The 18820-nt window shown below is 51.8% G+C and carries 20 protein-coding genes and 1 tRNA gene; 8 read left to right on the top strand and 13 right to left on the bottom strand.

All coding sequences use genetic code 11. The annotated features are described in order from the left end of the window. The 6 genes from argB to rpmH form a co-directional block, all read right to left on the bottom strand. Positions 1-909: an acetylglutamate kinase gene (gene argB, locus HOM51_09120; protein ID MBT5034668.1), complete on the bottom strand. Its 909-nt coding sequence runs from the start codon at positions 907-909 to the stop codon at positions 1-3. A 118-nt stretch (positions 910-1027) separates the two neighbouring features. Next, entirely contained in the window at positions 1028-1678 is a 651-nt protein-coding gene (locus HOM51_09125) for a YihA family ribosome biogenesis GTP-binding protein (protein MBT5034669.1), read from the bottom strand. Between the two features lie 32 nt (positions 1679-1710). Next, positions 1711-3525, bottom strand: a complete 1815-nt coding sequence (yidC, locus tag HOM51_09130; protein MBT5034670.1) for a membrane protein insertase YidC — start codon at positions 3523-3525, stop codon at positions 1711-1713. A 34-nt stretch (positions 3526-3559) separates the two neighbouring features. Then, positions 3560-3832 carry a membrane protein insertion efficiency factor YidD gene (yidD, locus tag HOM51_09135; GenBank protein MBT5034671.1) on the bottom strand — a complete coding sequence of 91 codons (273 nt, stop codon included), beginning with the start codon at positions 3830-3832 and terminating at the stop codon, positions 3560-3562. Between the two features lie 78 nt (positions 3833-3910). Continuing rightward, positions 3911-4228: a ribonuclease P protein component gene (rnpA, locus tag HOM51_09140; GenBank protein MBT5034672.1), complete on the bottom strand. Its 318-nt coding sequence runs from the start codon at positions 4226-4228 to the stop codon at positions 3911-3913. 76 nt (positions 4229-4304) lie between these two features. After that, positions 4305-4439 carry a 50S ribosomal protein L34 gene (gene rpmH, locus HOM51_09145; protein MBT5034673.1) on the bottom strand — a complete coding sequence of 45 codons (135 nt, stop codon included), beginning with the start codon at positions 4437-4439 and terminating at the stop codon, positions 4305-4307. A gap of 253 nt (positions 4440-4692) precedes the next feature. Between rpmH and HOM51_09150 the strand changes: the two genes are divergently transcribed. The 4 genes from HOM51_09150 to HOM51_09165 all read left to right on the top strand — a co-directional run bounded on the left by HOM51_09150 (position 4693) and on the right by HOM51_09165 (position 9149). Then, positions 4693-5469 (top strand): TVP38/TMEM64 family protein, encoded by a 777-nt coding sequence (locus HOM51_09150; GenBank protein ID MBT5034674.1) that lies wholly within the window; start codon positions 4693-4695, stop codon positions 5467-5469. Further along, positions 5453-6877 carry an FAD-dependent oxidoreductase gene (locus tag HOM51_09155; protein MBT5034675.1) on the top strand — a complete coding sequence of 475 codons (1425 nt, stop codon included), beginning with the start codon at positions 5453-5455 and terminating at the stop codon, positions 6875-6877. The genes HOM51_09150 and HOM51_09155 overlap by 17 nt, the downstream gene beginning before the upstream one ends. A 77-nt stretch (positions 6878-6954) precedes the next feature. Then, positions 6955-8340, top strand: coding sequence for a HAMP domain-containing histidine kinase (locus HOM51_09160; GenBank protein ID MBT5034676.1), 1386 nt, complete (start codon positions 6955-6957; stop codon positions 8338-8340). Between the two features lie 23 nt (positions 8341-8363). Beyond that, positions 8364-9149, top strand: a complete 786-nt coding sequence (locus tag HOM51_09165) for a DUF547 domain-containing protein (GenBank protein ID MBT5034677.1) — start codon at positions 8364-8366, stop codon at positions 9147-9149. 1 nt (position 9150) lies between these two features. On the opposite strand, the gene ggt is transcribed toward HOM51_09165, so the two are convergent. Continuing rightward, positions 9151-11064, bottom strand: a complete 1914-nt coding sequence (gene ggt, locus HOM51_09170; protein ID MBT5034678.1) for a gamma-glutamyltransferase — start codon at positions 11062-11064, stop codon at positions 9151-9153. A gap of 219 nt (positions 11065-11283) precedes the next feature. Here ggt and panB point away from each other — a divergent pair, with 219 nt between their 5' ends. From panB to HOM51_09185, 3 genes are all read left to right on the top strand, one after another. Beyond that, positions 11284-12111, top strand: coding sequence for a 3-methyl-2-oxobutanoate hydroxymethyltransferase (panB, locus tag HOM51_09175; protein ID MBT5034679.1), 828 nt, complete (start codon positions 11284-11286; stop codon positions 12109-12111). A gap of 4 nt (positions 12112-12115) precedes the next feature. Next, entirely contained in the window at positions 12116-12964 is an 849-nt protein-coding gene (locus HOM51_09180; GenBank protein MBT5034680.1) for a pantoate--beta-alanine ligase, read from the top strand. An 87-nt stretch (positions 12965-13051) separates the two neighbouring features. Next, a complete protein-coding gene (locus tag HOM51_09185) occupies positions 13052-13408 on the top strand; it encodes a DedA family protein (protein ID MBT5034681.1) in 357 nt (118 codons plus the stop codon). Here the strand turns inward: HOM51_09185 and HOM51_09190 are convergent. The 6 genes from HOM51_09190 to HOM51_09215 all read right to left on the bottom strand — a co-directional run bounded on the left by HOM51_09190 (position 13405) and on the right by HOM51_09215 (position 17991). Beyond that, a complete protein-coding gene (locus tag HOM51_09190; protein ID MBT5034682.1) occupies positions 13405-13662 on the bottom strand; it encodes a hypothetical protein in 258 nt (85 codons plus the stop codon). The genes HOM51_09185 and HOM51_09190 overlap by 4 nt on opposite strands. 163 nt (positions 13663-13825) lie before the next feature. Next, positions 13826-14446, bottom strand: a complete 621-nt coding sequence (locus tag HOM51_09195; GenBank protein ID MBT5034683.1) for a hypothetical protein — start codon at positions 14444-14446, stop codon at positions 13826-13828. Between the two features lie 156 nt (positions 14447-14602). Further along, positions 14603-14851 (bottom strand): HNH endonuclease, encoded by a 249-nt coding sequence (locus tag HOM51_09200; GenBank protein ID MBT5034684.1) that lies wholly within the window; start codon positions 14849-14851, stop codon positions 14603-14605. Positions 14852-15106: 255 nt separating this feature from the next. Beyond that, on the bottom strand, positions 15107-16216 hold the full coding sequence (locus HOM51_09205) for a sorbosone dehydrogenase family protein (protein ID MBT5034685.1): 1110 nt from the start codon (positions 16214-16216) through the stop codon (positions 15107-15109). A 22-nt stretch (positions 16217-16238) separates the two neighbouring features. Continuing rightward, on the bottom strand, positions 16239-16700 hold the full coding sequence (gene gpt / locus HOM51_09210) for a xanthine phosphoribosyltransferase (GenBank protein ID MBT5034686.1): 462 nt from the start codon (positions 16698-16700) through the stop codon (positions 16239-16241). A 61-nt stretch (positions 16701-16761) separates the two neighbouring features. Beyond that, the gene (locus tag HOM51_09215; protein MBT5034687.1) at positions 16762-17991 is read right to left on the bottom strand and encodes a hypothetical protein; all 1230 of its coding nucleotides are present in this window, start codon (positions 17989-17991) and stop codon (positions 16762-16764) included. A 262-nt stretch (positions 17992-18253) separates the two neighbouring features. Between HOM51_09215 and HOM51_09220 the strand changes: the two genes are divergently transcribed. Further along, positions 18254-18330 (top strand) — tRNA-Arg (locus HOM51_09220). Positions 18331-18820: the final 490 nt, after the last annotated feature.

The raw sequence follows: 18820 nt of genomic DNA on the forward strand, positions 1-18820 counted from the left end.
TTAGTCCGCGGTGATTAACGTACCCGCCCCGTGTTCCGTGAACAATTCCAGCAACAAGGCGTGCGGTACCCGGCCATCAATAATCACCGCCCCATCAACATTGTTTTCGACAGCCGCGATGCAGGTTTCTATCTTTGGAATCATTCCGCCGTGAATGGTGCCATCCGCAATCAAACTTTTTGCTTCCTTAGCCGTGATTTCTGGAATCAACACACCATCCTTGTCCAAAACACCTTTAACATCGGTCAGCATCAAAAGTCTTTTCGCCATGACAGCGCCGGCAATCGCGCCAGCCGCCGTGTCCGCGTTAATGTTGAGCGTTTCTCCTTTGGATCCGCATCCAATCGGAGCAATAACCGGCGTGATATCGGATTCTTCAAAGAAGTCTAAGATATGCGGATTAATTTCACTGGGTTCCCCCACCAAGCCTAAGTCGAGAATTTTTTCGATATTCGAATCCGGGTCGCGTTTGGTGCGTTTCAGCCGTGCAGCCTTGATCAAATTTCCGTCCTTGCCGGAAAGACCGACTGCGAAGCCACCAGCTTCATTAATCGCCGCAACGACCTGTTTATTGATTGATCCAGACAACACCATCTCTACCACATCAACGGTTTCTTTGTCGGTGACCCGAAGACCATCAATGAATTCGCTTTTTATTTTTAGCCGGTCAAGCATTTGACCAATCTGAGGACCGCCGCCATGCACGACCACCGGATTAATGCCGACCTGGCGCAGCAAAACGATATCCCGAGCAAAAAGATCGGCTAGGCTATCGTCACCCATGGCATGGCCGCCATATTTTATGACGAAGGTTTCTCCCGCGTACCGCCGCATATAAGGCAACGCTTTAGAAAGCACATTCGCTTGCGCCAACCAGTCTTGCTCAATTTTATTTTTGTCGTCAGTCATGATCTCATAATCCGCTATACGTCTTTTCTTATCGTTAACGTGCCAAGGGTTTCTGTTAACGTGCCAGGGGCTTCTGTTAACGTGCCAGGGGCTTCTGTTAACGTGCCAGGGGCTTCTGTTAACGTGAGAGAGCTAATTCCGCAAGGGCCGCTCGCAATTCTGCTATACCTGCCGACGATACGCTGCTGGTTTTGTGCAATGTTGGAAAGGCAGCAGGATGCTTGGCCAATTCAGCCAAAGTTGCCTCCTCCAGATTGCTCAATGCCGTAGGCTTAATTTTGTCGCATTTCGTCAGTATGACCTGATATGAGACCGCTGCCTTATCCAACATCTCCATAACGTCCCGGTCAGAAGCTTTAAATCCGTGGCGCGCATCAATCAGAAGACAGCACCGTCTGAGCGGTTGGCGTCCGCTCAAATAGCCGGTCATATTTTGGATCCAGCGATCAACCTCTTTCTTGGGTGCCTTGGCGAACCCGTAGCCGGGTAAATCCGCCAGCATCAAACGATCATCCAAGGTAAACAGGTTAATCTGCTGCGTGCGGCCAGGGGTATTAGACGTTCGGGCTAAGGTTTTTCGCCCGGTGAGCGCATTGACCAAACTAGATTTACCAACATTGGAGCGTCCGGCGAAGGCAATCTCCGGCAGGTCCGTGGCCGGCAACTGTTCTAAGTTGGCGACGCCGATGATAAATTCACAGGGCTGGGCAAACAGCAGTCGCCCGTATTCTAGGTTAGGTTCGTCAGGATTTTGTTCAGGTGTACCCATGACCGCTTTCCTTTTGGGGGCAGCCTCTGGAATTAAGTTTTATTCACTTTTTTCATAATCACCCACTGTTGGGCAATCGACAAAAGATTGTTCCAAGCCCAGTAAACCACCAATCCTGCCGGGAAAGACGCCAGCATGAACGTGAACATAATCGGCAAAAACATGAAGATTTTAGCCTGAATTGGGTCGGGCGGTTGTGGGTTTAATTTCTGTTGCAGGAACATGGTCAGGCCCATGAGAAGTGGCCAGACACCGATATTCAGAATGTCGGGCGCAAATGTCGTGGGATCCCACGGGAACAACCCAAACAAGTTTAAGATGGATGTCGGGTCGGGAGCTGACAAATCATGAATCCAGCCAAAGAACGGCGCGTGGCGCATTTCGATGGTGACAAACAAAACTTTATAGAGCGCAAAGAATACCGGAATTTGGACAATAACCGGCAGACACCCAGACGCCGGGTTCGCCTTTTCTTTCTTATAAAGCGCCATCATTTCCGTATTCAGGCGTTGCTTGTCCTCGCCAAACTGTTCGCGCAGCTTCAACATTTTAGGCTGCAGCTTTTTCATCTTAGCCATGGCCCGGTACGACTTATTCGCCAGCGGGAAGAACACCAGTTTGATCCCGACCGTTAGAAGAAGGATAGCCAGACCATAGTTGTTCACGTGATTATTCAGAAAAATGAGCGCCTTGAAGATCGGTTCGGTTAGGAAATACAACCAACCAAAATCAATCGCCCGGTCAAACAGCGGGATATTCATTTTTTCTTCATAACCCTGCAACTGCGACAATTCCTTGGCACCGATGAATATGTGGCTGGTGGTATTGACCGTCGCGCCCGGAGCGATATCAAATCGGCTGCCCAGGAAATCCGCTTGGTACTTATCTATATTGTTGGTCAGGCGATGGATGAAGTTGGTCTTCACCTTGGCTTTCTGATCCGGGATCAACGCCGTAAGCCAATACTTGTCAGTAATACCCAGCCAACCACCCGTCGTGGTTTCGGAAACAGATTTTGATTCCTGAAGGTCGTCGTAGGCAATCTCTTGCAACTGGCCGTTAAAGACACCAATCGGGCCTTCATGCAGGATATAAAGACCATTCGTTTCCGGGGTATTCTGTCTAGATATTAAGCCGTAGGGATAAAGTGTAGCGTTCGCCTTGCCGGTATTTTTGACCTTTTGAGTAACGGCAAACATATAATTTTTATCGATCGATATGGTCCGCGTGAATTCCAGGCCTTGGCCATTGTTCCAGGTCAGGGTGACAGGACGTTCTGGCGTTAAGGTCTTGCTATCAGCCGTCCATTTTGTCGCATCGTTTGGAACACCAACCCCTTGGCCACCAGACCAACCGAACTGTGCGAAGTAGGAGTTTTGGACGCCGCGCGGTTGCAAAAATGAAATTTCTGGGCTCGTTGGGTCCAATTCCTCGTGGTAATCAACAAAGGAAATATCGTCCAAGTGCGCGCCTATTAAAGAAATTGAGCCCCGCAACCGTGGCGCCTCAATTTTGACGTGCGGACGATTTTCTAGAAGAGTTTCTTTAATCTGGCCAATCGACGCCGTTGTCGACGCTGAGCCAGGAACACTCGGCACGACGGCGGACACGGCGGGGGACTGGCCCGGAACGGGTGCGTTCGTCACACCGGCAACGGGCGGTGTCGTACTTTGAATCTGGCTCTGGCCCGCAGCAGGGGCGCTTCCCGGCGCCTTCTGTTGCGCCTGATCTTGCGCCTGCTGTTGTGGCTCAGGCTTGGGCTGTGAATCGACATAGGACTGCCAGCCAAAAAGAATGGCGACGGTTAGGACGGCCGCCAGAATCAAGTTTTTATGGTCTTCGCTCATGTGTCTTTTTGGCTACTACTTTATGGGTTATTGATTATTGGGTGAGGTGTCGAGCGTGAGGTGAGGCCGCCCCTTCTGAAACTGGTTCATCTGGAACCGGGTCGTAGCCATGGGCACCCCATGGGTGACAGCGCAATACTCGCTTTAGCGTAAGCCATGATCCGCGCATCGCACCAAACCGATCTACTGAGTCCAATGCATACTGAGAACACGTCGGATGATAGCGACACGTCCCCGGCAATATAGGCGTGATTAGAAGCTGATAGCCCCTGATCAAAATCCTAAATAATTGTGCCATTAGTTTCATCGCTGCCAACTTTCTAAACCGCCTGTGTGTTAACCTCAGTTTTTACCTGGGCTTTAATAGGGCGTAGACACCGAATTATCAACTGTGACAGCCGGTTTTTTCGAGCGCTGTTTCCAAATCTGTCAAAAGGCCATCAAACCGCCGCCCCAATGTTGCGTAGCGTCCGATAATCACGTAGTCAAAACCGGGATTCGCGTGGGCAGACATAACTTGGCGTGCGGCTTCGCGCAGACGCCTACGAGCGCGATTCCGTTTTACGGCGTTGCCCACCTTTTTACTAACCGTAAATCCAACTCTGACTTCAGTTGCGTCATCCTCGACACTACCGGCAGAGATCGAATTTCGGGCTTGCAAAATTAACCCCCGAGCCACCCATTTGCGTTTGGATTTAGCCACTCGGAGAAATTCCGGGCGCCGTTTCAAATGCGTAATAGCCCGGGATTGCCGGGATTGTACGACGGACACAGTGTCACTAGGCGGATAGGCGCTTGCGGCCTTTGGATCGCCGGTTCGACAGAATTCTGCGCCCACCGACGGTGGACATACGCTTACGGAAACCATGTCTCCGCTTGCGGACGAGGTTGCTAGGCTGAAAAGTACGCTTCACGGGCTCTCTCCCATGTGAAAATAAGGTCCCGGTGTATAGGGATTAGATTAGGATAAGTCAACGTTGTTTCGAAATTCGAGACGCACGTTTTTCTGGTCTCACGGAATGGTGACTGGGGGTGACTTTACGACACGCATACAAATACAATAGGTAAAAGGAGTTGGTTAAAAATTTATCTGCTATTTTCAGAGAGATGCAGAAGGTATTTCGCCCTTGTATCGATGAGATATTTGCAACGCAATGAAGGTTTAGTGTGAGCGAGATTTCTGGAACCCCGCCCGATCAAAAAGGATTGTCGGTACAAAAGTTACTCCCGTTGGGCGTCCTCTTGGCGGCAATCGTTTGTTTTTTTGTATTTGATTTGAATAGGTTCCTCTCGTTTGAGGCCATCGCGTCGTACCGTCACGAACTAATGACTTGGTATGCACAGCACCAAATTCTAACGGTCCTATCGTTTATGGGGATTTATATCGCGGCGGTCGCTTTTTCGCTACCGGGGGCTGTTTGGCTAACATTGGCAGGTGGCTTCATTTTTGGCGCTGGGCTGGCGACATTGTATGTGGTTTTTGCGGCAACAATCGGTGCATCCCTTTTATTTATCATCGCGCGCTATGCGCTTAGTGATTATTTTCATGATAAGGTCGGCCCCTCGATCCAAAAAATGGAACATGGATTTCAAGAGAACGCCTTCAGTTACCTAATGGTGCTTCGTCTGATCCCAGCTTTTCCGTTTTGGCTGGTGAACTTGGTCCCGGCGCTTTTAGGAGTTCCGCTTCGAACTTTTTTTATCGCCACATTTCTGGGCATTATCCCGGGGTCGTTTGTCTACGCAGTTGTTGGCAGCGGCATAAATGAGCTTATCGAATTGGAAGAGCGCCCCAACCTCAGCATGATTTTCGAGCCAAAAATTATGGGGGCCCTCGTCGGGCTTGCGCTTTTATCTTTAATCCCTGTCATCTATAAAAAATACAAGTCCAAGAGCAACCAAGATCTGGCCCAGGGACAATCAGGCGATGGCGCAAGAAATTAAGACTGATATTTGTGTCATCGGCGCGGGCTCGGGGGGACTATCTGTCGCCGCCGGTGCCCAGCAGATGGGATCGGATACTGTCCTAATCGAAAAAGATAAGATGGGTGGCGATTGCCTAAATACAGGTTGCGTTCCGTCCAAAGCACTCCTGGCCGCCGGTCATGCCGCCGAAGCTGTCCGCGATGCTGAGCGCTTTGGCATTGCTGCCAGCGAGCCTGAGATTGATTGGAACAAAATTCACGCGCACGTTCATGGCACCATTGCCACCATCGCACCTAATGATTCTGTAGAACGCTTTGAAGGCCTGGGCGTCAATGTCATTCAAGCCGAAGGCCGGTTTATAGACCGTCGCACCGTGAAAGCTGGTGATGCGCGCATTACCGCCCGGCGCTTTGTAATTGCAACCGGTTCCAGGGCCTTGGTGCCACCGATTACCGGACTGGAAGATGTCCCTTATTTAACCAACGAAACAATTTTTGAATTACAGCGACGACCCGGGCACTTGTTGGTCGTAGGCGGCGGTCCCATCGGCCTAGAAATGGCGCAGGCGTTTCGGAACTTGGGAAGCGCTGTCACTGTGTTGGAAATGTTTTCGATCCTGCCCAAGGACGACCCTGATTTAGTTGATGTTGTACGGCAAAGATTGCAGGGCCAAGGCGTTGACATCCGCGAGGGTGTGAAGGTCGTGCGCCTGGAAAAAAGCGGCGATGATGTCACCGTGTTTGTTGAGAAAGACGGCAAAGAAGAGTCTATCGTCGGTTCGCACCTGCTCATCGCCACGGGACGTCAAGCGAACGTCCAAGGCCTCGGGCTTGAAGAAGCCGGTATCGAACACACCGCTGCAGGCATTCACGTTGATGCCCGTCTGCGCACCACAAATAAAAAGGTTTTTGCAATTGGCGACGTAACCGGTGGCCTACAATTTACCCATAATGCCGGATACCAAGCCGGCATTGTTATTCGCAATGCCCTGTTTCGTCTGCCTGCAAAATCTGACACCCGTGCCCTCCCCTGGGTGACCTATGCAGACCCAGAACTGGCACAGGTGGGGCTTACTGAAGCTGAAGCCAAAACACAAGGACTGGACCACAAGGTACTGACATGGCCCTTCAAGGAAAATGACCGGGCCATCGCCGAAGCCCAGACCGACGGTCTCATAAAAGCCATCGTTACGCCAAAGGGACATATTTTGGGGGCGGGAATTGTCGGGCCGCATGCAGGTGAGCTGATCCAGACCTGGGTCCTGGCCATGGCCAATAAACTCAAAATCGGAACTGTTGCCGGGATGATTGCCCCATATCCTACTCTGGGTGAAGTTAGCAAACGGGCAGCCGGCAGTTTTTATACCCCCTCGCTGTTCAGCAAGCGAACCCGGATGATTGTTCGTTTCCTCAGTCGCTTTGGCTAGTGTATCCTTCTGTGATGCTGGAAACGACGCCGAGAACCACCCCCGTGCTAACGAGCCTGTCTGCTCGGCTTCTTATCTTGACGATTTTCTTTGTTATGGTGGCTGAGGTCTTGATCTATGCACCGTCCATCGCGCGCTACCGTAAAGCCTACCTTGAAGAACACATCACCAAGGCGCACTTGGCGACCTTGGCGCTAACCTTGGGGCCGAGTGAAAAGCTGGCGAACGAATTGGAACAGCGGCTGCTTGAGCAAACAGGGACTCACGGTATTGTCCTCAAGGGCGATACCCGGCGCCTGTTGATGCTGGACCGCGATATGCCGCCAAATGTCGATGTCATGTTTGATCTGCGCGAAGGAAATTCCTACAGCTTAATCCGCGACGCCTTCCAAGCGCTGCTCCAGGACGAAAACCGTGTCATGCGGGTCATCGGCGTGCCGGATGGCAATCCAAAAGTATTCATGGAAGTTATTCTAGATGAAACGCCGATGCGGGAGTCTATGTATGACTTTTCTGGTCGGATTTTACTGCTCTCTCTCGTGATTGCATTTATCGTCGCATTTTTGGTTTACGTATCGCTGCAATGGCTGATGGTGCGTCCAATGCGGCGCATCACCGAAAGCATGATGAAGTTCAGGGCCAGCCCAGAGGATGAGAGTTCCAGTCTCATTCCAACTATGCGATCAGATGAAATCGGCGTGGCTCAGCGAGAACTCGTAGTCATGCAAAACGGCCTTCGGTTCGCACTACGTCAAAAAACGCGGCTTGCGGCCTTAGGAGCAGCAATGGCGAAGATGAATCACGATCTTCGTAATACCTTGGCAACGGCTGTACTGGCTTCTGATCGCCTCGCGAACATTGATGATCCGGAGGTTAAACGAGTCACTCCACGGCTCTATGACGCGGTAACCAGGGCGGTGAGTATTTGCAGCCAAACACTGACCTTTATTTCTGATGACAAACCAACGCTCACCCCGACGTTGTTTCATTTTAGCGAATTGGTGGCGGAAGTTGGCGCGGCCATGCAGTCAGACGACTTTCCGACATTGGGAGGCGAAGAGCCCCCTAAACTAAAATGGCTGAGCCAAGTCGACTTTGAATTAGACGTCGAAGCTGACCGACAACAATTGTTCCGGGTATTTAGCAACTTGGCTCTTAATGCAAATCAAGCAGGGGCAACCCAGGTTCGGATTTCTGCGGAAACGGATGGCGTTAGCTTGTGGGTAAACTTTGCTGATAATGGCCCAGGGCTTCCCGCCGATGCCCGAGCTCATTTATTCGAACCCTTTGCGGGCTCCACTAAAGCCGGGGGGACGGGCCTTGGCCTCGTGATTGCCCGTGATATCTTGCAAGCTCATGGCGGTGATATCATCGTCGTCAGAAGCGATACGAACGGAACGTTGTTCCGGCTATCCCTCCCCCGTCGTATAACCCAGGAGATAAATCCATACGGCATCTGTTAGCAATCGCAACGGGAGTATTGGTGATGGTTTGGGCATTGACATCCCAGGCGGCACCGGATGCTGATCTTTGGAAGTTTTGGACGGCACATAATCCAGAATCCCAAGTCACGGTAGATCATACAGACTGGCAGACATTTCTCGACGCTCACGTGGTCGCGTCCAACGACGGCGTAAACCGGATTGCCTATGGGAAGGTGCAATCGGGCGCAAAGCAGCACCTGGCGGGCTACATTAAATATCTCTCCCAATTACCCCCCCGCACCCTTAACAAGAACGAACAGCGGGCCTACTGGATCAATCTCTACAATGCACTGACCGTAAATGTTGTCTTGGACCATTATCCGGTCGAGAGCATTCTCGACATTAAAATTTCACCAGGATTTTTTGCGCCCGGGCCGTGGGGAAAAAAACTGGTAACGATAGAGGGCCGGGACATCAGCTTGGATGACATCGAACACCGAATACTGCGTCCGATCTGGCAGGATAATCGCGTGCATTACGCAGTCAATTGCGCCGCTGTCGGGTGTCCAAACCTAAATAAAGACGCCTATACAGCTGCGAATACAGACCGACTCTTGAGCGCTGCCGCCGGCACCTATATCAATCATACACGCGGAGTCCGGATTGAAGATGGCGCTCTTTATGTTTCCAGTATTTTCGATTGGTACAAGGTGGATTTCGGCGACACTGACAATGGTGTTATCACGCACCTTAAGAAATACGCGAACCCTGAGTTACAAAAAGCTTTGGCTGGTATTACGGAAATTGAAGACCATGCCTACGATTGGGACCTGAACGGAATCCCTTAAATCAGTCGCCCAGGGCCATACCCTCACGGCGCGGGTCGGCTCCGCCTTCAAGGCCCTCTTTAGTCACCGCAATACCGTGTAAGCCGCTGGTCATACGGTGCACATCAACACGATGGCCCCGGGCTTCAAGTGCCGGTTTTAGCGCTTCCAAGGGGGAGCCCTTCTCAATCTCAGTGTCGCGCCGGTTGCGGTTGATGAAGTGGGGCATATCGATGGCTTGTTGAACGTTCATCTTCCAATCAAGGGCCGCAATAAGCGCCTGGGCAACATAGCCAATAATCCGCATGCCGCCGGGTGACCCCATCGCCAGAACCAACTTGCCAGAGCCATCAAATACCAACGATGGCGACATCGAACTACGCGGGCGCTTGCCGCCTTGGGCGCGATTGACAACCAGTTTGCCATTCTTTTTCGGATTGAACGAGAAATCGGTCAGTTGATTATTCAATATAAAACCACCAACCATCCGCGCAGACCCAAAGGCCGTGGCAATGCTGGCCGTCATGGAAACAGCGTTGCGATCTTTGTCGACGACGCTCAGGTGAGTTGTCGATAGGCCGTGTTCTTCCAAATCCGGCGCCCACCGCCAAGCAGTTTTTCCAGCGCTGGGATTGCCCGCGATGGCATGCCCGCGAGATTTATCCATAGAAAGCAGGCCTGCGCGTTTTGCCAAATAGCCAGGATCAAGCAACGCCGCCGTGGGGACTTTAACAAATTCAGGATCCCCAATGTACGCCGCGCGGTCAGCATAGGCCAAACGTGCCGCTTCTGAAATAAGATGAACCGCATCTACTGACCCCGGCTCCATTTTGGCGAGATCAAAATTTTGCAGAATGCCAAGAATTTGCAACACCGTGATGCCGCCTGTCGTTGACGGCGGCGCGCCACAGACCAGCCACGCCCGATAAAACGAACACACGGCTTCCAGCTTTTTCGCCTTGTAACTAGACATATCCTTAAGTGTCATCGGGGCTGGGTTCTTGCCGTCCTTGTTGACGGTGGCAACGATGGCCTTGGCAATGTCGCCGGTATAGAAAACATCCGCGCCGCCGCGCGCAATCATCCGGAATGTTTTGCCCAGGGCGGGGTTGAATAATCTTGTCCCGACCCGTCTCGCAGCACCTTCGGAGGTAAAGAAATAGGCTTTCGATGTTGCGAATAAAGGGAGCCCTTTATGCTTTTTCACAAGGCTATTTAGCCGAGGCGAGATTAAAAAGCCTTCCTCCGCCAACTTAATCGCCGGATCAAACAACTGCGCCCAAGGCAGCTTGCCATTTTTCTTGTGCGCCAGTTCCAGCATGCGCAACAATCCAGGCACACCAATGGCTTGCGGGGACAGGCGCGCCCGCTTGCGCTTGATCCGGTTGCCATCTTTGTCCTGAAACATCTTTGGGAACGCGGACGCGGGGGCAGTTTCGCGGCCGTCATAAGCGTCGATGGCCCCGCTTTTGGCCGCAAAATGCAGCAAATACGCGCCGCCGCCAATGCCGGACGACTGCGGTTCAACCAAGGTTAAAACCATTTCTGCAGCAATAGCCGCATCAATGGCACTGCCACCTTTGCGCAAGATCTCCAGACCAGCCCGCGTCGCCAAAGGGTTCGCTGTTGAAATCATATGGGTTTTGGCTTTTGCCGGTGCTTGAGAGTCGAGAAGCTCGACGACCTCAACTGGCTTAGGTTCTTCTGGTGGTTCCGGTTTCACAACCACCACAGGTTCAGCGATTTTAGGTTTCGCCTTTGCAACCGGCTTTTTCACTATTTTAACGACAGGCGCTTTTTTTATTTCAGGTTGAGGAGCAGGCTCAATTACAGCCACAGGCGCGACCGTGTCCAAACCGTGGTTACACGCCGCCGTCAGCAGCAGTAATCCGATGGCCGTCGCCCGACCAAAATTGGACCTCATTCGATGCAACATACTTTTCTCCTCAAAACTCCCAGACGTTTATAGACCGGGTCGACCCAGATGTGGACCCGTTTATATAGGTTTTTGCGGTGATTTTATGGCGGCTTCCCCCTGATTAGGCTAAGATTGGGCTAAGATTGGGCTAAGATTGGGCTAAGATTGGGCTATGATTTCACTTGCCAGGGGCGGAGAGGCGTATAGAGTTCCGGGCCATTTCAGGAGATTAGAACTTTGAGCACACACGCACTCGCCAAGCGTAAGTCCGTAACAGACATCCGGGCGATGAAGGGCGGCACACCCATCGTCAGCCTGACGGCGTACACCAGCTTGACCGGCGTTCTGTTAGACGATCATGTGGATTTCCTATTGGTTGGCGACAGCTTAGGCATGGTTCTGTACGGCCTGGACAGCACCCTCGGCGTGACCCTGGATATGATGATTGCCCACGGCAGTGCAGTGATGCGTGGCACGAAGAAGGCCTGCGTGATCGTCGACATGCCGTTCGGATCCTATCAAGAATCAAAAGAAAAAGCTTTTGAGAACGCGGCCCGGGTGATGAAGGAAACCCGCTGTGCCGGCGTAAAGCTCGAAGGCGGCGTGGAAATGGCAGAGACCATCGCGTTCCTGACCCAGCGCGGTATTCCTGTCCTGGGCCACATCGGATTGTTGCCCCAATCGGTTAATACGGCAGGGGGATTCCGGTCGCATGGTAAAGAAGAACGCGAGGCCGAGCGCATCATGGCAGACGCCAAAGCCGTTGATGAAGCGGGTGCGTTTGCCGTGGTGATTGAGGGAACCGTTGAACCCCTGGCAAAAAAAATTACCGAAGTGATTGCCATCCCGACCATCGGCATTGGTGCCTCACCAGCGTGCGATGGCCAAGTACTGGTGACCGAAGACGTGGTCGGCCTGTTCAGCGATTTCACGCCCAAGTTCGTTAAGCGCTACGCCGAACTCGGCAAACAGATCAGCGACGCCGGTAAAGAATACGCCGAAGAAGTCCGCGCTCGCACCTTCCCCGCTGCCGAACATTGCTTCGGCGTAAAACCTAAAAAGTAACAATATGCCTGGCGGCATCGAAACGGTTCGGACAATTGCCGATCTTCGTCGGCGGGTCAGTGATTTTCGCACCGACGGTCATAAAATTGGCCTGGTGCCGACCATGGGCGGCCTGCATGACGGGCATTTGTCATTGGTGCGCCGGTCCTTGGCGCTGAGCGATCGGACTGTCGCCACCCTGTTCGTCAATCCGACACAGTTTGGCAAAGGTGAAGATTTAGAAACCTATCCCCGCGATGAAGCTCGTGACGCGGCCCTATTGGCCGACGAAGGAGCACACCTGTTGTTTGCACCTGATCCATCGGAAGTCTATCCGGAAGGATATAGCAGTACGGTCAAAGTTTCTGGCCTCGGCGATATTTTGGAAGAGGAATATCGTCCTGGGTTTTTTGGCGGCGTTGCGACGGTGGTGACAAAGCTGTTGCTGCAAGCGCTCCCTGATGTCGCGGTCTTTGGCGAGAAAGATTACCAGCAGCTTCAGGTGATTAAACGCCTGGCCCTTGACCTGGATATCCCGGTGCGGATTGAGGGGGTGGCGACGGTGCGCGAAGAAGACGGCCTCGCCCTGGCCTCCCGCAACGCCTATTTGACCGACACCGAACGTCGGGCAGCACCTGCACTCTACCGCACGATTGAAGCTGTGGCGGAAAAGGTACGGAGTGGTGAAGACATCAAAGAGACAGAGACTTGGGCCGCGGACACACTGACAAAATCCGGCTTTGGGAATGTGGACTACGTCACTGTGCGAGATGCGAAAAGTCTCCTGCCCCTGGAAAACCTCAGCCAGCCCGCGCGCGTATTGGCGGCGGCGTGGCTGGGGCGCGCACGGTTGATCGACAACGTCTCAGTCTGAGATTAGGGGGAAGCATTGGATCACATCTGGGAACTTTTCGGCGGCGCGTTTTTAGCCGCGACAGTCTTCCCAGTCTCGTCCGAAGTCATGTTGACCGCGGCCTATGTCGCCGACCCAAAATCCTGGGCCTTCCTATGGCTGGCAGCCAGTGCAGGCAACACCTTAGGCGCTATTGTCAATTGGGCACTGGGGCGCTGGATGCTGAAGTCCAAGGATAAAAAATGGTTCCCCTTCAAAGGCAAAAAACTCGACCGCGCGACCCGCTGGTTTCAGCGCTGGGGCGTGTGGTCGTTGTTCCTGGCATGGCTGCCCATCGTCGGCGACGTGCTGACCTTCGTCGCCGGCATGTTCAAGGTTAATATCTGGCTGTTTATCGCCTTCGTGGGTTTCGGTAAAACCGCGCGTTATGCCTTCGTGTTACTGGTCGCTGCCAAGGTATTTTAAAACGGCGCGTCCGGATCAACCAAGCACCCCCGCCGCAAAATCCGTTTTTTTATAGCGGCCTGACGCCGAAGCGCACGGCCCAATTCAAGACCAATCTCGCGCTGCTCTCGCGCCTCCACCGAAACCTCCCCCCGAACCACCAACCAAATAATCTCCCGAGCAACAGCAGCCCGCTCAGCAAACAAATCGCCGCAGGGAAAAATAAAAATTTCTTCATCGTCATCAAAGGATAATGGAGTTTCTTCTAACAGCATCACAGCCACCGCTTAATTAATAAATTTTTAAAATATGTTCATGTTTAGTTCTATATTCAATGTACATAAATCGGCACAAAAATACAAGAATTTTTTCCTATATATACTTGGCTGAATGGGTGTATGGCACCAAAAGAATTTGGACGGGCCATTGCTATTAAACTTAGGTCTCAGCGGTTTGAGATAGGAATTGAGGTTTACCTGGAACGGTTGGACGTAAATATGGTTCGACAGGAATCAGATCGTCTTGAAATTCTAGTTCGCCAAATTCTGTTTCGTTCTCTTCAAATAGCCTGTCAATTACAGCATCATAATTAGTAGAGCCACTTAAATAAGTGGATATTTGAAAATAAGCTGCAAATATTGTTAGTGCCTCGGCACCTAAATCTTTTACGGTAATGGTTCGAGGGGAAACATCTGGTTTGCCACGTGAATCTTTTTCTAAAAGAATAGAATTTCCCGAATCATCTTTTAACCACATAGCATGAGCGTAGCGGTGTCGAATGGTGCTTGCTGGTTTAATTCTTTTCTCAATAAGCCTAGAAAGTTCTTTGTCCGCTTTACTATCTCGGAAATGAGTGTGGTATAGGGCTCTCAAAACATCACATCGTAATGGAAATGTCATATGCGACGTTATGGACCGACCTTGGTCCGCTGATAGCTCTGCTAATCCCCATATCGTTGCTTCTATACGAGCTTCTATCATTTGCCATAAATTTGAGATTCTACCAACGGCGGTCATTAGGTCTTCTGGTGGAGCAGGGTCTAAATAGAAGTTTTGCATGACTATGGTTCCTAAATAAGAACAAAAAGGAAATGACGCCAAGCGCGATAAAATTCACAGTCGGATACAGTTAAACTCAAATATGCTCATATATCTTCACCGACCGTGAATTGTATTATTTCCTTCGTATTAGGATGAAACAAAATTTGAAGCGGACTAGTACTTATCGCTCTTTTTCCTGTTTTCATCTGATTGAAGGATGCGAAGGTTACGTCGATGATCTGTGCCACCTTTAGCTACAGGATTTCTATGATCTATTTCCCAACTTTTTTCGCCGTTCTTTCCGTATGATGGCTTATAAAGTTCATTTCCCGACTCATCACGCCGGTAAACGTCGGCGTCTTTGCCTCGAACTTTTTGGCCTTGTTTCCAAGCCCACTCAACGTCATCTTTACTAATAGCCATGGTATCGTTCTTTCATGCTGTGGTTAATACAAAGACGCCTGCCACTGACTCTCCAAAGTTGTGGCAGGCGTCACTTTTGAATCTATCGCTATATGCTATAAATTGCAAGAGGTGTTCTTGTTATGTTTCTCTATTTCTTCCAAATGAGGTATGTTGACGGGCAGAACGTCAATATCTTGTATCCAGCGTAACCATTCTATTTTGGATGAAATTTCAGTCTAGTTTTATGGTTAATGGGAAAATATTTATGGCTAATTACTTTTTATAAGTTATCCGATAAACCGCATTCGCGTGATTGTCTGAAACCAGTAGCGACCCGTCGCCCAGTTCCTTCACATCCACAATCCGTCCCCAGTATTCACCGTGTTTGTCGAGCCAGCCGTCGGCGAAAATTTGTTTGCCTAAAACTTTGCCTGCCTTATCAAAGCGGATGCGCATGACGCGGTAACCTTGGGGGATGGTGCGGTTCCAGGAGCCGCGTTGGACGACGAAGGCGTCGTTCTTGTAGGTGCTTGGAAACATGCTGCCTTCGTAGAAGTGGACGCCGAGGGAGGCGACGTGGGCGCCGAATTCGACGACGGGGAAGATTGGTGTGCGGGGCAGCTTTTGGCCTTTGAAATCAGGTGTTCTGTCATGACCGCCCCCGAAGTAGGGGTAGCCGTACCACAGGCCTTTATTTGGCGCGTGATTGAGTTCGTCTGGCGGGCTGTCATCGCCCATGCCGTCGGCACCGTTGTCGGTAAAGTACATCTCGCCAGTGTTGGGTTGGAAGTCGAAGCCGACTGAATTACGAACACCCGATGCGAAAATTTCCGGCTTCCCCCCTGTGGGTTTGATGCGAATGATGGTGCCGGTCAATCCTTCCAGTCGGCATATGTTGCACGGCGCCCCGACCGATACGTACAGCATCCCGTCCGGCCCCATGCCCGCATAGCGCCAGCCATGGTGGCCGAGGTCCGGCAGGGCATCGAACAGGACTTCCGGCTTGGCCAGGGCCAGGGTGGTCAGGTCCGGTGCCTTAAAGCGCACGATGCGGTGCTGTTCGGCAACATAAAGATAGCCCGCGTGCCAGACGATACCATTGGGCACCCTGAGCCCGCTTTTGACGCGGATGACCCGGTCCGCACGACGGTCCTTATTGGCGTCCAGGATTGCGTAAACTGAATCGCCGCGGGTGCCGACGAAAGCGAGGTTCAGGCTCTCCACTATAGAGATCGAGCGCGCACCAGGAACCCGCGCATAGGTTTCAATCTTAAATCCTGGCGGCAATTTAATCCGCTCGACGGGAAGTTGTTCGGCAATAGCCGGGCTGGTCAGGAGTGCGGCCATAACCAAACCGATAAACCAAAATTTTAGGAAACTCATCACCGTGCCTCCTTATATCCAATTAAAGTGTTGGCGATTGTTCCCAGGGAAATTCGACCCAAGTATCCTGGCTGACCACGTGAAGGACCGAGTCAACAAGGTCTTCACCAGCAGGCTTCGCATAGACAGTTGCAAAATGCGCCTGGGGGAGAATTTTTCGGGCCGCCTTCAGGGTATCGCCGGTGTCTGCAATGTCATCGACCAGCAGCCACCCCTGCCCCGCGTCCGCAACAGCTTCACTCGGTTGCTTGAGAATTTCCAGGCTGGTCTGATCGCGCCCGTCGTAGCTTTGAATGCAAAGCGTATCGACGAGGCGCAGATCGATCTCTCGCGCCAGCAAAGCAGCCGGAACCAGCCCGCCACGGCTGACGGCGACCATTCCCTTCCAGTCAACATCCGGCGGGATCAGTTCAACGAGCAGGCGAATGTCCAGATGGATCTCCTGCCACGAAACGGTTTTCAAGAGACCCTTCATGGCGCACATACGAAAACCGACGCTCGAGAGCGCCGGTTTCCAGAAATAGTCATCTCAGTTGCTTGGGCCATCAGCGCATATAGATATGCACTTCGTTGGTCTTGGCACCCGCCGACGTTTTGCCGGAGAGGGCAACCCGGTTCGGCGGCAAACCCATTTCGACGAGGGAGCGAAGGACACCTTCTGCATGGCGCCGTGACTTATTGGCGTTCAGTGCGGTCTTCGCTGGGCCACCCCGGTTTGGAGAAACAGCGACCAGGTCGAATACTGCATTGGGCCGACGTTCGAGAACCTGGCTCACGGCATTATAAACTGCCTGCTGATACTTCACATTGCTGCGGTCAAAGCGGATGACAACCAAGGGACGACGACCGCTTGTTGATGCAGCACGGGCTGGGCTTCCATTTAAGGCCGCCCCAGATACACCAGCACGATTAGCCAAGCTGGCCCCAAAGATTTCGCCATTACGGATGCCAGTCGACAGCACGTTGATGTTGCTGCGCTCGGTCGCGACGTAATTGCTTTGACGCCGGATATCGTCACCGACTTCTTTGGTTAAACGCTCGATCAATACGACTGTCCGATTAACCTCATCTTCCAAGATCGCCAATTGGCGGTGATCTTCGTCCACGGCCCCCGACACGCCGAACGCGGCATGGGTCGATTCAGAGAGGAATTGCGACATGGTTGAATCGCTGGAAATAGATGTCGCCAGTTTATTCATCGCTGCGATGTCTTTGCTAATGCGGTTCAAATCAGTCTGCGCATTATTAAACTGTTGAATGAGGATGGGATTGCCGCGCGTCGTGCCGACCTGCAGACGGGCGTTAATTGCCGCCACGGTTCCATGATAACGCTGAGAATTTTGCACCATTCCCGAACGCAGTTTCTGCAGACCCATGTTGTGTTTGGAAACGGAGCCCTGCAAGCGCTGCAATTCGCTGCGTAATTCGGCGACTTTTTTGCCGACGAAGGTTCCTGTCGCCTTGGCTTGAGAAACCGGCTGAGGTTTGAACTGGCCTGTTCCCAACTGCGGCTGCGGTGCCGCTGCCATTCTGGGTGCAGAAGATGCTGTAATCGGCTGCGCTGCCGCTGCCGTTTGCATAGGTGCACGCCGCCGGGTAACCGGGGCTGCTGATGCGGGTGCCTGTTTCGGTGCGTTCTGAGCCGTAACTTGCGGTTTTGGTCCCGCTGGGTCATCCCCAGTTAACGACGGCCAAAACGAATCGTCGTCAAAAGAACATGCGGGCAGCAAGACCACAGCCCCCAGGAGGATCATTCGAACCTTAGTAAATGCCATGACGCGAGTCCGCCCTTGAAAGAAGTTAAATGCGTGGCCAATATTTTTGCTATAATTTTGCGGCAAAGGAATACCACCCCCAAGTTTTATTTTCCAGATATTAATCAATGCCTTCCGTCGCGACAAGAACCGATTTCCCCTATCCGAAATTATCGGAATTTCCCAGGCCAGGCCCTTGCCATCGGATATACGCTGGAGTAGTGTCCGCATCCTTTCCTACAGAACAGTTAATTTTTACAGCTTTTCTAACGGATTTGGATAAGCGCCCGTAGCTCAATTGGATAGAGCGTCTGACTACGAATCAGGAGGTTGGGAGTTCGAGTCTTCCCGGGCGCGCCAATACTTTCAATGACTTAGTATGAATATCTACCTCTGCTATCCTTCTTGGGGTAGCATATGGGGTAGCAAAAGTTATTGATTTTGGTGGTATTTGGACACCATGCTGTAAAATCGCACTTTATATATAGGGTGTGATAAAAACCTCACGGAACCTCTCATGCCCGAATCGGGCAAATCACGGATGGGGCGCTCAAAATTATTGAAAAGAAATTACGTCGTCATAGCGTAGGGCGCTGAAATTGGGGCCTTCAATCAACCGATTGACTGAAATTGACGCCTGATGGATGAGACCTCTGCGCCACACCACCTTTGCCTCACACCACCCAGGTTAAATTTAACTAGTATTCATACAAATGCGCCCCATGAATAGCCCCTAGATTTGTAGACACCTTGCAGTTTAAAAATGAAGCAAGGAGTTTAAGATTATGTCCGCAATACGATACACCGAAGAATTTAAACGCGATGCCGTTGCTCAGGTCACAGATCGTGG

Source organism: Rhodospirillaceae bacterium, assembly GCA_018660465.1.
Taxonomy (GTDB): domain Bacteria; phylum Pseudomonadota; class Alphaproteobacteria; order Rhodospirillales; family JABJKH01; genus JABJKH01.

Excerpts from the sequence above, each read along its gene's own strand:
- yidD (MBT5034671.1), bottom strand. The coding sequence starts at position 3,832 with ATGAAACTAATGGCACAATTATTTAGGATTTTGATCAGGGGCTATCAG.
- HOM51_09155 (MBT5034675.1), top strand. The coding sequence starts at position 5,453 with ATGGCGCAAGAAATTAAGACTGATATTTGTGTCATCGGCGCGGGCTCG.
- ggt (MBT5034678.1), bottom strand. The coding sequence starts at position 11,064 with ATGTTGCATCGAATGAGGTCCAATTTTGGTCGGGCGACGGCCATCGGA.
- argB (MBT5034668.1), bottom strand. The coding sequence starts at position 909 with ATGACTGACGACAAAAATAAAATTGAGCAAGACTGGTTGGCGCAAGCG.
- HOM51_09200 (MBT5034684.1), bottom strand. The coding sequence starts at position 14,851 with ATGGCTATTAGTAAAGATGACGTTGAGTGGGCTTGGAAACAAGGCCAA.
- HOM51_09180 (MBT5034680.1), top strand. The coding sequence starts at position 12,116 with ATGCCTGGCGGCATCGAAACGGTTCGGACAATTGCCGATCTTCGTCGG.
- HOM51_09125 (MBT5034669.1), bottom strand. The coding sequence starts at position 1,678 with ATGGGTACACCTGAACAAAATCCTGACGAACCTAACCTAGAATACGGG.
- HOM51_09205 (MBT5034685.1), bottom strand. The coding sequence starts at position 16,216 with ATGAGTTTCCTAAAATTTTGGTTTATCGGTTTGGTTATGGCCGCACTC.
- HOM51_09185 (MBT5034681.1), top strand. The coding sequence starts at position 13,052 with ATGTTGACCGCGGCCTATGTCGCCGACCCAAAATCCTGGGCCTTCCTA.
- HOM51_09195 (MBT5034683.1), bottom strand. The coding sequence starts at position 14,446 with ATGCAAAACTTCTATTTAGACCCTGCTCCACCAGAAGACCTAATGACC.
- HOM51_09165 (MBT5034677.1), top strand. The coding sequence starts at position 8,364 with ATGGTTTGGGCATTGACATCCCAGGCGGCACCGGATGCTGATCTTTGG.
- yidC (MBT5034670.1), bottom strand. The coding sequence starts at position 3,525 with ATGAGCGAAGACCATAAAAACTTGATTCTGGCGGCCGTCCTAACCGTC.
- HOM51_09215 (MBT5034687.1), bottom strand. The coding sequence starts at position 17,991 with ATGGCATTTACTAAGGTTCGAATGATCCTCCTGGGGGCTGTGGTCTTG.
- HOM51_09190 (MBT5034682.1), bottom strand. The coding sequence starts at position 13,662 with ATGCTGTTAGAAGAAACTCCATTATCCTTTGATGACGATGAAGAAATT.
- gpt (MBT5034686.1), bottom strand. The coding sequence starts at position 16,700 with ATGTGCGCCATGAAGGGTCTCTTGAAAACCGTTTCGTGGCAGGAGATC.